The 14,264-nt window shown below is 59.6% G+C and carries 12 protein-coding genes; 7 read left to right on the top strand and 5 right to left on the bottom strand.

The genetic code is table 11. From position 1 onward, the window contains the following. Positions 1-3,839 (bottom strand): SdrD B-like domain-containing protein (locus OS242_RS07165; RefSeq protein ID WP_267150970.1); only part of this gene is annotated, 3,839 nt, incomplete at its 3' end. Continuing rightward, complete coding sequence (locus OS242_RS07160; RefSeq protein ID WP_267150969.1) at positions 3,836-4,486, bottom strand: class D sortase; 651 nt, start codon at positions 4,484-4,486, stop codon at positions 3,836-3,838. The genes OS242_RS07165 and OS242_RS07160, both read right to left, overlap by 4 nt. Before the next feature lie 153 nt (positions 4,487-4,639). Between OS242_RS07160 and OS242_RS07155 the strand changes: the two genes are divergently transcribed. The 4 genes from OS242_RS07155 to OS242_RS07140 all read left to right on the top strand — a co-directional run bounded on the left by OS242_RS07155 (position 4,640) and on the right by OS242_RS07140 (position 9,407). Then, positions 4,640-5,788 (top strand): response regulator, encoded by a 1,149-nt coding sequence (locus OS242_RS07155; protein WP_267150968.1) that lies wholly within the window; start codon positions 4,640-4,642, stop codon positions 5,786-5,788. A 103-nt stretch (positions 5,789-5,891) separates the two neighbouring features. Continuing rightward, complete coding sequence (locus tag OS242_RS07150; protein WP_267150967.1) at positions 5,892-7,220, top strand: cytochrome ubiquinol oxidase subunit I; 1,329 nt, start codon at positions 5,892-5,894, stop codon at positions 7,218-7,220. Next, positions 7,217-8,233: a cytochrome d ubiquinol oxidase subunit II gene (locus OS242_RS07145; RefSeq protein WP_267150966.1), complete on the top strand. Its 1,017-nt coding sequence runs from the start codon at positions 7,217-7,219 to the stop codon at positions 8,231-8,233. Before OS242_RS07150 ends, OS242_RS07145 begins: the two co-directional genes overlap by 4 nt. 175 nt (positions 8,234-8,408) lie before the next feature. Next, on the top strand, positions 8,409-9,407 hold the full coding sequence (locus tag OS242_RS07140) for a ketoacyl-ACP synthase III (protein ID WP_267150965.1): 999 nt from the start codon (positions 8,409-8,411) through the stop codon (positions 9,405-9,407). Between the two features lie 50 nt (positions 9,408-9,457). Here the strand turns inward: OS242_RS07140 and OS242_RS07135 are convergent, their stop codons facing one another. From OS242_RS07135 to OS242_RS07125, 3 genes are read right to left on the bottom strand one after another with little or no spacing between them, the layout of a single operon-like run. Further along, positions 9,458-10,207, bottom strand: a complete 750-nt coding sequence (locus OS242_RS07135) for an MBL fold metallo-hydrolase (RefSeq protein ID WP_267150964.1) — start codon at positions 10,205-10,207, stop codon at positions 9,458-9,460. 44 nt (positions 10,208-10,251) lie between these two features. Further along, a complete protein-coding gene (locus OS242_RS07130) occupies positions 10,252-11,649 on the bottom strand; it encodes an NAD(P)/FAD-dependent oxidoreductase (RefSeq protein WP_267150963.1) in 1,398 nt (465 codons plus the stop codon). 28 nt (positions 11,650-11,677) lie between these two features. Then, the gene (locus OS242_RS07125; protein ID WP_267150962.1) at positions 11,678-11,926 is read right to left on the bottom strand and encodes an acyl carrier protein; all 249 of its coding nucleotides are present in this window, start codon (positions 11,924-11,926) and stop codon (positions 11,678-11,680) included. A 223-nt stretch (positions 11,927-12,149) separates the two neighbouring features. On the opposite strand from OS242_RS07125, the gene OS242_RS07120 reads away from it, so the two are divergent. The 3 genes from OS242_RS07120 (at position 12,150) to OS242_RS07110 (ending at position 14,239) form a co-directional block, all read left to right on the top strand. Further along, a complete protein-coding gene (locus OS242_RS07120; protein ID WP_267150961.1) occupies positions 12,150-12,665 on the top strand; it encodes a CcdC family protein in 516 nt (171 codons plus the stop codon). Between the two features lie 56 nt (positions 12,666-12,721). Further along, positions 12,722-13,501, top strand: coding sequence for an alpha/beta hydrolase family protein (locus OS242_RS07115; RefSeq protein WP_267150960.1), 780 nt, complete (start codon positions 12,722-12,724; stop codon positions 13,499-13,501). Positions 13,502-13,579: 78 nt separating this feature from the next. Then, positions 13,580-14,239 carry a YdeI/OmpD-associated family protein gene (locus OS242_RS07110; protein ID WP_267150959.1) on the top strand — a complete coding sequence of 220 codons (660 nt, stop codon included), beginning with the start codon at positions 13,580-13,582 and terminating at the stop codon, positions 14,237-14,239. Positions 14,240-14,264 lie beyond the last annotated feature (25 nt).

Here is a 14,264-nt window from a genome sequence, read left to right as displayed (position 1 = left end):
GTGCCCGGCGTGCCCGGAGTGCCCGGAGTGCCCGGAGTGCCCGGAGTGCCCGGAGTGCCCGGAGTGCCCGGAGTGCCCGGAGTGCCCGGAGTGCCCGGAGTGCCCGGAGTGCCCGGAGTGCCCGGAGTGCCCGGTGTACCCGGAGTGCCCGGAGTGCCCGGAGTGCCCGGGATGCCCGGAGTGCCCGGAGTGCCCGGTGTACCTGTGCCCGGCTCTTCGGTGCCGTCCCCGTCAGGAGTGCCCAGCACGCGGTAGACGCCTGCGTCCAGCGTGGCGATGTGTTCGCCCGGGTGCAGGGTGATGACCTCGGTCATGCCTTTGGCGTCCACGTTGGAGTCCTGCTCCGGCTGGGAGCCTGTCTGTTTTTTGGTGAACGGATGCGTCGAGGTAAATTTCACCGAGTAGTCGCCCGCATCCAAATCGTCAAACAGGTAGTAGCCCGGCTGGCCCAAACGGTCAGCGGTGACCGTCTCGGCGACCAAAGTGTTTTGGTCGTTGTAGAGCTGGACCCGGATCGAGTTCAACCCTTTTTCTCCCGGATCTTGCAAGCCGTTGCGGTTGCTGTCCATCCAGACAAAGTCGCCAATCGATCCGACGTCGAGTTTGACGAGTCCGGCGGCGACCAGCAGATAGTCTTCGCCTTGGGCGAGGGTGATCACGTCGGAGAGTCCGCTGACCGTGTCCACATCGGAGTCAACGGAGGTATCGCCACCCTGTTTGGGTCCGGTGAACGCGTAGGCGATGGAAGGGAGCACCGCTCTCACTCGATAGTTGCCCGGCAGCAGGTTGGCAAAGAGGTAGGAGCCGTCTGCGGCTGTCTTCACGGTGGTCAGCAACGTGCCGGAGCCGTCGCGCAGCTCGACGGTGACGCCGCCGATGCCGGTGGCCCCGTCATCTTGCAGACCGTTGCCGTTGGCGTCGATCCAGACAAAGTTGCCGATTGAGCCTTTTTTCGGAACCAGACCCGCATCGACCGAGTGGTTCTGCTCGCCGTCGGCCAGCGTGATCACGCCAGTGCGGCCGGTGGCCGGGAGCGCGTCCGAATCTTTGCCGTCATCTGCGCCTTGGTTGGCTTGGGTCAAAACGCCAACGGAGGCTCCCGGCTGGAAGACGACGGTGTAGTCGCCCGGATCGAGGTTCGGGAACAGATAGGAGCCCGGATTGCCCGAGAAGTCGTCGCCGGTGAGCGTTTCGGCCACTTTGTTGTCCAGCGCGTCGCGCAGCTCGACCCGGACGCCGTTCACGCCCGTTTCGGATGCGTCTTGGACTCCGTTTCCATTTGCGTCGAACCAGACGGTGTCGCCGATCTCCGCTTTCGGGCTGGCGGCCAGCTTGATGCCGACCTTCAGCGGTTCAGCCGGGAGGATCGAAGCGCCGCTGGTCTTGTTCATTTTGTAGGCGAAAGAGTTCCACGCGATCTCGCCGCTCGTCGGGGCACCGACCGGCGCGACCATCGGCCACTCGATGGTGGTGGTGTTCAGCGGATCGATCACATAGTCGTCATCAAAATCAAATTTTACAGCGGTTACCTTCGTCAGGTCGGACGGCGGTTCGGTCGTCCACACGCCGTTGTCCGCGCCGGTGGTCGCGTTCATGGTGATGTCGGGCGTGGTCGAGTAGAACACGCTCACATAGTCGGGCACCGTCACGGCACCGGTCAGGAGCGGACCCCACTTGCTGTCACGCCCGACGGAGCCGTTTACCACGGCGTGGTCGCCGATGCGCGGGAAGGTGTTGATGATGACCAAGTCTTTGGTCGCCACGTTGCCGACGTTTTGGATGTCGAGACGGTAGAGCGCGCGTCCGCCCGGTGCGGTCGTGCCGCTGTCCGGATATTTGCTCCATACGCTGTCCAGTTCGCCTTTGACATACATCACCGCTTGCAAGGCGACTTCTTCGATCAGCGTCACGTTCACGTCTGACTCGATGTCGTACTGGCTGCCGTCAGGCAGGCAGCTCAGGCATTTTTTGTTGCTGAACTTCATGTCGTTCAGATACTTTGGCGAAGTGATCGCCACTTTGTTCTTGACGATCTTTTCCGGGGTCCCCGCTTTGATTTTCGCATCAAACGAGATGGTGAACGCTTCGCCGATCTGCAAGGAGGCCGGGTTGGCATCGCTCCAGGACCACGTCATTTTGGTGGTGCCGTCCGGCTGCGGTTCCAGATTGAAATCCGGGTCGGTCGTCATGCCCGCCGGTTTGGTGATCGTCCAAGAGCCCGGCACGTACTCAAACTCAGCCGGGAGATCGTCGGTCAGCACAGGGTTTTCCAACTCGTCGCTGCTGTAGGCCGCCATGTTCGTCGCGGTGAGCTTGAACGTGGTGCTCTCCTGCGGCTTCAACGTCGTTTTGGTGCTGATCTTGTCCAGCCTGATCAGCGGTCGGTCGCCGACGACTTCAACGACGGCGTATTTCTCGACCGATTTGTTGGTACCGTTGAATACATAGTCGAGGTTGACGACGTTTTTCACCGTCTCATAGGAGTCGGCCGGGACAACCAGATCGTCCGGAACTTTGTACGTCAACTCGTAGGTGCTCATCTGCGTAAAGTTGATCGGCAGCGTGTCGAAGCGGAACTGAACGCCTTTGACGTCGCCTTTTGCGGTGGCATCGAGCGTCGAGCGGGTGGAAGCGTTCACCGTTTTCCAGAACTGCCAGTCCGACGGTTCGTCCGGAGCGGCCTCCGTCGTATACCAGACGTCGTAGTCGGGAACTCCGACATACGAGGCTGTGACGACAGTTTGCAGTTCAAAGTCGACCGGGGTGCCCGCGATACTCTGCTGCGGCGTCATGTCTGTGATGACCGCCGAGTCCAGCGCGATGTTGGCGTTGTTGTCAAAATCGTCGAGGAAGAACTTGACGAGCTGACCGGGCGAGATCTCGCGCTGGTTGGGATTAACCCATTTGGTGATGATGGAACCGCCGTCGGCCGGCAGGGATTCAAAGCCGTGCGTGACGTCGTCCGACACGGTCGTGCGGGTGCCGCCGATCGGGGTGAAGGCGGCCTCCGCGACGTTGGTCACTTCGGTTTCCGTGATCGAGTCCGGGTAGTGGACGATCACCGACAGCCGCTTAGAACCGCGCAGATCGTCGCCGAGGTTCCAGACGACCGTGTTGCCAGGGCCTGCGACACCGCCGTTGTCGGCGGAGACAAACACAGCTCCGGCCGGCATCGTGTCGGTGACGACAAAGTTTTTGCTGTCCAAGCGGCCGAATGTGGAGCCCGCTTTTTCGCTGAGCAAGATCTGGTACTCCACGTCGGAACCTTTGAACGGCTCCGGCACAGGGCGGATCTTTTTCTTTTCAATTCCCCACTCGGCGGCCGCTCGGGAGGTGACCGTCACTTCGTTCGAGTCCAGCGTGGCCGGATTGCCGTCCACCGTCGAGTGGAACGTGGCCGAGCCGGTCGCAGAGGTGCCGTCCGGGGTGATGTAGTTTTCAAACTGGGCCTTCACCACCAGCTGACCGGTCGAACCGGCAGGCAGCACGCCGTCTTTGAAGGTGAACGTCACCTCTTTGCGGGAAGGGTCGAGGTCGCTGTCTTTCACGGTGGATGTGGTGATGGTGCTGTCCGACTTGCCGACGTATGTGACTCCTGCCGGCAAGGTGAAGGTGATGTTTGGATCAGCAAAATTGGAAACGGTGCTGGAGGCGCTGTAGTTGATGATGTAGCTGAACACCTCGCCGGCGCTCACTTCCGTTTTGCTGGCTTCAAAGGTCATGACCAATCCTTCCGCCTCACCTGCGGCCGTCGTCGCTTGGGCCGGGATCAGCAGTTGGATGATCAGCATGAAGATGCACAGCAAGAGCATCGGTTTGTTACGGGTCTTACTCGTCACAGGGTTTGCTCCTCTCTCGTTTCTTTGACCAACAGAGCTTTCACGATCAGGCGGTGGGTCGGATCGCGCATCGGCTCGCAGGTGATCAGCGTCAGTTCGGAGACGTTCGGCGGCGCGTCGAGGACGCTCAGATCGTCAGGCTCCACCAGAAACGACCGCTCGACGATGTACGTGAACGTACCGGACGCTGTTTGGATCGTCACTTCGTCACCGCGCGCCAGTTCGTTCAGGCGGCTGAAATGTTTGCCAGGCGTGAAGCTGCGATGGCCGGCCAGCACAAAGTTCGTGCCCACGCCCGGCAATCGCTCCTCGGCCACCACGCCGATGCCGAGCGACAGCGACGCCTCGTCCGCGCCTTTGAGCAACGGCTCGCGCAGGCCGATCTTGCCGACGGTGACCGTTCCGAGCACGGGCGTTCCGTCGATCTCCCGCCAAGCCGTGTCTGTCGCCTCTGCCGGGTCGGCAGCCGCCTCCGCCGCAGCAGAAGCGCGATGTTCATCCGTCCAATGAGTGAGCAGGGCGTTTTGCTTTCGCTCCTGCAAGTGCTCGTCCAGCCGGGGCTGAACGAGCAGGAGGATGCCGGTCAACAACAGGAGCCACAGCAGGATCTGTATCGTCCGGCTGTCCCTCCGGATCCATCTCGGCAACATGGCGTTCTCCTTTCTTCTTCACGATTAGACTGTTTTCATCAACAAGATTGTATATAATGAATCTATACAAATTTTGAACAGTTATTTGTTAATGGGTTAAGAAAAACTTTTTAGATTATTACGAATAGAAGTGTTTATAAGTGGGGGGAGATGGCGTTGAAAGTCCTGTTGCTCGATGGGGAGCGTTTGGAGTTGATGCAGACGCGGCGAATGCTGGAGGACTATTCGGAGCTGAAGGTGGTGGGTGCGTTTCAAGACCCGGTCGAGGCGGTGGAGCAGGCGGCCGCACTGCAGCCGGACGCAGTGTTTCTCGACGTGCGGCTGCCGGGCATGCCGGAGATTTTGGCAGCGGAGTTGCTGCAGGAGCGCTGTCCGTCCGCTGAACTGGTGTTTGTCACCGCAGATGACCGCTATGCGCTGCAGGCATTTGAGTTGAATGCCCTCGACTATCTGCTCAAGCCGTTGCATCGGTCCCGTTTGGAAAAGACGGTGCAGCGGCTGTTGAAACGGTGGATGGCGAGGGGGGGGACGGCGCACGCACCGGTGCGCAAGGGGGACGTCCTCTGCTTTCAATCGATCCGCTTCCAGCGGGACGGACAAGCCCCGGAAGTGCCGAAATGGCGCACGGCGAAGGCGCAAGAGCTGTTTGCCTATCTGCTCCACCGGCGCGGTGAGGTCGTGCGCAAAGGCGTGCTGATGGAGATGCTGTGGCCGGAACTGGACGAAAAGCGAGCGATGAAGCAACTGTACGCGACGATCTACCAGGTCCGCCAGTGCCTGACAAAGATGAAGATCGATGTGACGATCCGAAACTCCAGCATCCAGGAGGGGTATGTGCTGGACGCGTTCAACGTGCGCCTCGACACCGAGGAATGGGAGCGGGCTGTGAAACTGGCCGAGAGCGGCTCGGAGGAGATGGCCCGGCTGGTGAGGCAGTATGAAGGAGACTATCTGCAGGAGCACGGTTATCTGTGGGCGGAACAGGAGCGGGAGCGGCTGCGCAGGCTGTGGATGGAGGAAGCGCGTGCGGTGGCTCAGGTCTATGCGCAGACCGACGGCATGCAGGCAGAGGCGGCCGACCTGTATGAGCGCGTGCAGGCTGTCGATCCGTATGAGGAGGAAGACGGCTTGACGCTGTTGCGCCTGTATGAGGCGGCCGGACGCATCGACAAAGTGCAGGAGTGCTACCACCGGTTGGAGCACGCCTTCGAGCAGGAACTCGGTGTCGAGATGCCTGAGGCGGTCGTCGAGTGGTACGAGATGTGGCGGAACAGCCGAGCGATGCAAACGTCCCTTTAGAAAAGAGCTGCCGAGTGATCGGCCGCTCTTTTTTCTTTGTGTCCTGCATGGGTTATTTCTGCTTCTTAGGGAATGTTAACCATCAAAGGAGGAGATGCGGAACATGGATCAGGTCGTCATCGCGCGTTCGTTATTTGGCACGACAATGGGCTTTCATATTATCTTTGCGACGCTCGGGGTGGGCATTCCGTTGATGATCCTGTTTGCGGAAGTGATGAAATTGCAGACGAAAGACCCGGACTACACCACGATGGCGATGCGGTGGACGAAGGGGTTTGCCGTGTTGCTCGGGGTGGGCATCCCGACCGGGACGATTGCGGCGGTGCAGCTTTCTTTGCTGTGGCCGGAGTTTATGGAGGTGGTGGGGAAGGTCATCGCGCTGCCGTTTCAGATCGAGATCTTTGCGTTTCTTTTGGAGGCGCTGTTCATGTCGATCTACGTGTACGCGTACGACCGGCTCTCTCCGACGATGCGGATCGTCTCCGTGGCGTTGGTCGCGTTTGGCGCGGTGTTGTCGGCGGTGCTGATCACCAACGTCCACGCGTTTGAAGCGACGCCGGAAGGGTTTCGCATGGTCAACGGCGAGGTGGTCGACGTGCGGCCGTGGGATGCGTTTTTCAATCGCAGCTTTCCGGTCACAGCCACCCACGTCATGGTGTCCGCGTGGATGACGGGGGCGTTTACCATCGCCTCCATCGCGGCGTGGAAGATGCTGCGAATGAAGAAAAAGGACATGCGCCTCTACGCGTTTCACCGCAAGGCGATGATGCTCGGACTGGTCGTCGGCGGCGTGTTTTCGATCCTGACCGCGTTCAACGGGCACGACTCCGCCCAACATCTCTACCACGACCAGCCGGAAAAACTCGCCGCTGCCGAATGGCTGTTTGAGACGGAGACGTATGCGCCGCTTTTGATCGGCGGCACGCTCGACCGGGAGACGCTGGAGGTGAAAAACGCCATCCACATCCCGTGGGCGCTGTCGTTCCTCTCCGGCAACCGCTTTGACACCGAGGTGCGCGGGCTGAACACGTGGCCGCGGGATGAGTGGCCACCGTTGTTTATCCACACGCTGTTCAACGGCATGGTGCTGATCGGCGGGCTGCTGACGGCGATGTCGGTGGTCGGATTTGGCTGGAAGCGCATCTTAAAACGCGATGTGTTTCCCAGCTGGATGATGTGGGGCTTTGTCACGGCGGGGCCGCTCGCGATGCTGGCGATTGAGTTTGGCTGGATCTTTTCCTGCACGGGCCGACAGCCGTGGATCATCTACCGGATCATGCGCACCGCCGATGCGACCACCTCCGCCACCAACCTCGGGATGCTGTTCGTGCTGTTCACCGCGATCTATGTGTTTCTCTGTGTGTCGGTGGTCGCCGTGCTCCGCTACTATTTCAATCGACATCCGTTGGAAAAGGAGCTCGCTGACCTATGAACATGACTGTCACGGATGAAATCATCGCCGTCACGCTGATCTGGCTGTTCGTCTTTGTCTACGCCATTGCGGCTGCCATCGATTTTGGGGCCGGGTTTTGGTCGTTTTTCTACCGCAATCGCAAAAAGAACAACATGTCCCGCATCGCCAACCGCTACCTCTCCCCGTCGTGGGAGCTGACCAATACGTTTATCGTGCTGGTCGTCGTCGGGCTGGTGTCGTTTTTCCCCGGTGTGACGCGGGTGCTGGGGGCGGTGCTGCTCGTGCCGTTCTCCATCGGCGTGTTGTTGCTTGCGGTACGAAGCGCGTTTCTCGTCTACTCGCACTCGGTCGACCGCTACAAAAAGACGCTGATCCTGATCAGCGGGCTGACCGGCATCTTCATACCGGCGCTGCTGATCCTCGTCCTGCCGATCACCTACGGGGACATGATCGACACGTCCGGCGGGGTGGAGCGTTTGCTCTGGGGCGAACTGCTCGCCTCGTCGAGCACGTATGCCTACATCGCCTTTGCGGTGACGTCGACCTTGTTTCTCTCGTCGCTGCTCTTGTCCGACTATGCCCATGTATCGGAGGATCACGAGGCGTACCGCGTCTATCGCCGCGACGCGTTGATCCTCGGACCGATCACGCTGCTGTCTTCGGTGGCGGTGGTGGTGACGATGCAGTTCGATGCTCCGTGGATGTATGAAAATCTGTTTGCGAACCAATCGTGGATTCTCGCCTCCGTCGTCGCCTTTGCCCTCGGCTACTGGGCGGTCTATGTGAAAAAGCCCCGCTTGGCAACGCTTGCCGTCGTCACGCAGTACCTGCTGGCAGCGACGGGATACGGACGGGCGCATCTGCCGTATCTGGTCTATCCGGGGGTGACGATCGAGAGCGGGTTTACGGCGGAGAGCACGTTTCATGCCTTGTTCATTTCCTATCTCGTCGGATTTGCGATCCTGACGCCCGGCTTTCTGTACTTCTGGAAACTGTTTATGACCGACAGACAGTATTTGAAGAAAAGATAGCTTTGCCGCGTTGCAGGACCCCTGTTTACTAAAAAACTAAGATCGGGTATTCTTTTCAAAGAAAGATTCAAACCATGAAAAGTTTACCATACTGGTAGGATGACATGGACGAGTTCTGTTCCCTCAGGGGCGTGAATATACCTGTCCTACTACCGTATCTAACAGGGGGGTCAACATGTTGCCGACTCAGGAACTGAAATCACGCGCTCGCATCACCGCGCTTGGAGTGTATACCCCGGAGAAGAGATTGACCAACAAAGATCTGGAGCAGACGGTCGAAACCAACGATGAATGGATCGTCCAGCGGACAGGCATCCGGGAGCGTCGGATCGCCGCCGATCAGGAATATACGTCCGACCTGTGCGTCCATGCAGCCCGCAATCTGGCGGAGCGTCACGGAGTCGTGCTGGAGGACGTCGACTTTATCATCGTGTCGACGACCACGCCCGACTACCCGCTGCCGAGCGTCTCCTCGCAGGTGCAGTCACGGCTTGGCATCCCGCATGCGGGGGCGATCGATCTGCAGGCGGCCTGTGCCGGATTTGTCTACGCGCTGCATCTGGCCAACTCGCTGGTGACGACCGGCCTGCATAAAAAAATTCTCGTGCTCGGTGCGGAGACGCTGTCGAAAGTGACCGACTACAGCGACCGCTCAACCTGCATTTTGTTCGGGGACGGGGCAGGGGCGATGCTGGTCGAATACGATGAACACGAGCCGAGCTTCCTCTCCGCCCACGTCGGGTCGGAAGGCGAGGGCGGCAAATCGCTGTACAGAAGCGGCACCTCCACGACGATGGACGGCGTCGAACTGATCGGCAACGGCAACATCGTGCAGAACGGCCGCGAAGTGTACAAGTGGGCGGTGTCCACGCTCACCCGCGAGATCCCGAAATGGCTGGAGCGGGACGGCCACTCCTTGTCGGAGGTCGACTGGTTTGTGCCGCACAGCGCCAACCTGCGGATCATCGAGTCGGTGTGCGAACGTCTCCAGTATCCGTTGGAACAGACGCTCAACTCGGTCGAGTATTTCGGCAACACGTCCTCCGCGACGATCCCGCTGTCGATCGACATCGCCCTGCAGGAAGGCAAGATCAAAAAAGGCGACACGATGCTCCTCTACGGATTTGGCGGCGGGCTGGTGCATGCCGGCGCGTTGATCAAGTGGACGGTGTAACGTCGTTTCAAACACAAAAAACCTCGGAGATCTCCGAGGTTTTTTCTTATTTAGACGATCAATTGGTCGTGCGTCTGCATCACATGCAGGTTGACTCCGCGTGCGGAGGCGTGGCTTTGCAAGCGCGGGAGCAGATCGGGTGCCTGCACGTAGTACGGCTCGAGGTAAAACGTGTCGTAGTGGATCGGCACCAGCGTCCCGGCTTGCAACACGTGCGCCGCCTCGACCGCCTGCTCCGGGGTGAGCGCGGCCGGTACGAGGTGAGACGGGGCAAAGTCGGGATAGTCGCAGAGCGGGCCGTTGCACGGCAGGCAGACGACGTCGGGGCGATGGTACTTGGCGATCTTCCACCAATAGCCGTGCCAGATCGTGTCGCCGCTGTGCAGGACTCGCTTGCCGCCGCCTTCGACGACGTAGGACACCTGCGGGAATCCAAATCCGTCCATCGAGTGCGTCGCTGTCACCGTCAGGGAGCCGATCTCATGAGAATCGCCTTCCCGGACGCCGATGACGTTCGTCAGCCCGCTCTTCTCTGCATACCTGGCCGACCGCTCCGGCACGAAGACCGGGATGTCGGCACCGTACGCGCTTTTGATCGAAGCCGCGTCAAAATGGTCATCGTGCAAATGTGTGATCAGCACCGCCGCCACTCCTTGGAGCTCCGTGAGCGGCACCAGCGGTTGACGCGGTTCGCCCATCAGTTCCATCTGCGGCGTGGTCTGCCCGATGGGGTCGATCAGCACGCGGGTGCTGTCCTGCTCGATCAGCACACCGGCCCACGGGAGTTTTTGCAGGATCATGGTGACTTCCTCCCTCCTGAGTAACGCTCGCTTACCAGATAAGACTACGCGTCGATCGGATGTCCGTTGCCCATCGTGCGCATGCCTTTGTCTTGGAAGCCGAGCGTTTTGCGCACGACCTGCCAGAGGATGTACGGCTGCAGCAGCGTGCGCGGTTTGGCGACGAGGTTGAGCACCATGTTGACCTGGAAGTAGATCCGCTTGTTGGACGCGGCCAGTTCGAACAGGTTGCCGAGGTACCAGTTTTGCAGACCGGTGAACGGCGGTTTTTTGCCTTCGACGTTCGGGTAGCGGAAGTCCTCCGCGACCGCCCAGTTCCACGCGAGGTTGATGATATCGGTGGCGCGGGTGTAGAAGTTTTTGCGCATCGCGTGGAAATCGCGGCCACCGGCAGCGGCATACTCATCCAGCGATTCTTTCAGAGCGTTGGCGCTCATCGTCGAGATGCTCATGCCTTGTCCGAAGACCGGGTTGACCGAGCAGACCGCGTCGCCGAGCACGAGATAGTTCTCCGGGAAGGCGGTCATCGATTCATAATGACGGCGCAGGGAGGACGGCAGGCGGTGCGATTTGATCTCCGAAGCGGGCTCACACTGCTTGATCACGTCGTAGAGATCCTTTTGCGGAATACTCTTGAGGTATTCCATAAATCCTTCTTCGTCGGTCGGCGGATAGTCGCCCGCGCAACCGGCCAGCGAGAGGATGATCTTGCCGTCCTCGCAGGTGTTGGCGATGCCGATGCGGGTGCCGTGCGGCGGCTTCGGATAGATCAGGATGTACTGCCAGTCCATCTGAAGACCCTCCGGCATCTTGTACAGGCGGGATGAGTAGCCGATGTCGATCTTGATCGTCGTCTCCTCCGGACGGGAGTAGCCGAGTTGTTCGAGGAACTTCGGTGCGGACGAGCCGCGACCGCCGCAGTCGACGACCAAATCGGCGAGCAGTTCGCTCGGAGCGGTCGAATCGCCACGATGCTCGACTTTCACCCCGGTCACCTTGGTGTTGCCTTCGGTGGCCAACAAGTGCAGAACGTCGACGTTTTGCAGGAACTCGATGTTTTCGATCTGCTGCGTGCGGCGACGGATGTGGAATTCCAGGAACGGGCGGGTCATCAGATATTTCTTCATCCCGGTCTTTAACCGCAGACGCCATACGCCGTAGTGGTACCACGCGACGTCCTTGGAATCGATCACCGGCACGAGACCGGTCAGTTCGTCATAGAAGCCCGGGAAAAACTTTTCGGTCACCAGTTCGCCGCCTTTGAGCAAGACGTGAGATTGGTAGCCCTGCGGTGCGCCTTTGCGGTGGATCGGCTCGGCCGGGAACTCGTCGCGGTCGAGGATGGTGACCTTGTCATAGTGATCCGACAGCGCGCGCGCGGTGAACATGCCCGCGATGCTGCCGCCGATGACGATGGCGTGTGAACCCAAACGTTTCGACATATCAGGTCTGCCCCTTTGCTCGGCGGGATTAGCCGTTGATCGGTTGCATGACGTTTGTGACGACGCGGGTGACGTCGGTCAGGGTCTTGATCTCCGGCAGGAACTCTTCCGGGATGCGGATGCGGTAGTTTTTCTCGATGCGCGCAACGATTTCCAGCGCCATCATCGAATCGACACCCAGATCACGGACAAAGTTTTCGTCATCGCCAAACTCGTCCACCTCGATGATCTCTGCGATGATCGTTTTCAGTTCGGCTTTCAGTTGTTGTTCTTGCATGGATACTTCCTCCTTCTATGTGTAAAAATTATGATTAAAATGTATCTTTCACATGCAAAATGGTATCACGTTTTACTTGTTAGCGCAATATTGCAAAGGTTAATTTTTATGAAAATGATAACGAATTTGAACTCATTTTGTCGATTTGCATGGTGCGGTCTGTCGGAAGGGATACTGAAAAAGGAAAACGTCGTGAGCAAGAAAGACGCAGGAGGGGAGACGGATGGCTCATTTGCATAGTTCGGGCTGGTTCCATCTGAGCGCGGCCCATCTGCGGACGCTTCTGATGGTCGGTTCGGCCGGGATGGCGCTGCTCGTGATGCGGTTGCGGGTGAAGGCGGCGGAGAAGCCCGCCAGCAGGAAGAAGATCGTGATGCCGCCGCTCGGGATGTCGACCGGATTTTTGATGTTTGCCATGCCGTGGATGCGGTTCGATCTGCGGATTGCGCTGGCTGCCTTTGCGGCGGGCCTGCTGCTGTCCCTGCCGTTGATCCGCACGTCGCGGTTTGAAGTGCGGGACGGGGAGGTGTATCTGCAGCGGTCGAAGGCGTTTCTGCTGGTGTTGATCGGGCTGTTTGCGCTGCGGATCGTGCTGCATGAAGCGGTGGGGCAGTATCTGTCGCTGGCTCAGACCGGCTCGGTCTTGTTTGTGCTCGCCTACGGGATGATGGCGCCGTGGCGGGCGGCGATGTGGGTCGGGTATCAAAAAGTTCGCAGGACTTTGACAGAAGAGGGCTGATACGGCGGCTCTCTTTTTGTTATATTGAGGGAAAAGGGACAGAGGAGATGAGCGCGATGGGCAAGCCGATTCGCATTCGATACGGGACGGGGGAACATCATTTTGCCGATCTGCGGTTGCCGAAGTGTGAGCAACTGCATCCGGTGGTGATCGTGATACACGGCGGATTTTGGAAGGCGCAGTACGGGCTGGATCTGATGGACGCGATGAGCGATGATCTGGCGGAGAGAGGCTTTGCGACGTGGAACATCGAGTACAGCCGGGTCGGTCACGAGGGCGGCGGGTATCCGGGCACGCTGATCGACGTGGGACGTGCGGTCGATCATCTGCGGGAGATCGCCGACGAGTACCGGCTCGACCTCGGGCATGTCTACACCATCGGCCACTCGGCCGGCGGACATCTCGCGCTGTGGACGGCGGGACGGCACCGGTTGCCGGCGGGCAGCGTCGTGTCGGCGGCCGATCCGCTGCCGATCCACGGGGCGGTATCGCTGGCCGGGGCCAACGACCTGCATCTGATGTGGGAAGTGCGGCAGGTGGAGAGCCCGGTCGTCGGCTTCCTCGGCGGGACGCCGGATGAGGTGCCGGAGCGGTATGCGCTCGCCTCGCCTGCACAACTGTTGCCGCTCGGTGTGCCGCAAGCGTTGATCCACGGGCTGGATGACGTCGATGTGCCGCCCGTGCTCAGCTCGTCGTATCGGGAGCAGGCGGTCGCGGCGGGGGATCAGGTCGAATGGATCGAACTGGCGGACGTGGAGCATTTTAAAGTGATCGACCCGGCATCGGAAGCTTGGCCGCCGATTGTCGCCGCCTTGTTGAACTTGTACGGGAAATAACTGGCTGGCGCAGTCTGTTCGGATATGCGATACTGAAAGTTACCCATGCAAGAAAATCTTGGAGAGGATGTCGTCAAGATGGATGCGGGATTGATGAAAAAATTGCGGATGCCGCAGGGGAAGCTGTTGTTGTGCAACGCCCCTGACGAATTTACAGAGTTGATGACGCCGCTTCCGGAAGGCATGGAGTTTACAGACGACATGACGGCAGGTCCGTTCGAGTATGTGCAAGTGTTCGTCCGCGATCAGGCGGAACTGGATGAGTGGGGTCCGAAGGCGATTGCGGCGGTGACGTATGACGGCCTGCTGTGGATCGTCTATCCGAAGAAGAGCAGCAAGATCAAGACGGACATCTCCCGCGACCACGGCTGGGAGCAGTTGCGGGCGTCTGGGTGGGACGGCATCGCCATCGTCTCGGTGGATGAGACGTGGTCGGCGATGCGTCTGCGTCCGATCGCACTGTCCGGCGTGCGGGAGCGAACACCCCCGTCGGCACGGCCCAAGCTGTCCAAGGAAGAGCTGGCGGAGCGCACGGTGACCGTGCCGGACGATCTCGCAGCGGCGTTTGCTGCGCATCCCAAGGCACTGGAGTTTTACGAGTCCATCGCCTACTCCAACAAAAAGGCGTACGTCGAGTGGATCACGTCGGCAAAGCGGGACGAGACACGGTCCGCCCGCGTGGAGAAAACGATTGAAAAACTGGAAAACGGTCTCAAGAATCCGACCCTGAAAGGGTAGACTGAAAAGAGACTGCGAACCATCG

It is taken from the genome of Tumebacillus lacus (genome assembly GCF_026410385.1).
Lineage (GTDB): Bacteria > Bacillota > Bacilli > Tumebacillales > Tumebacillaceae > Tumebacillus > Tumebacillus lacus.
This window is presented reverse-complemented; position numbering and strand designations above follow the sequence as displayed.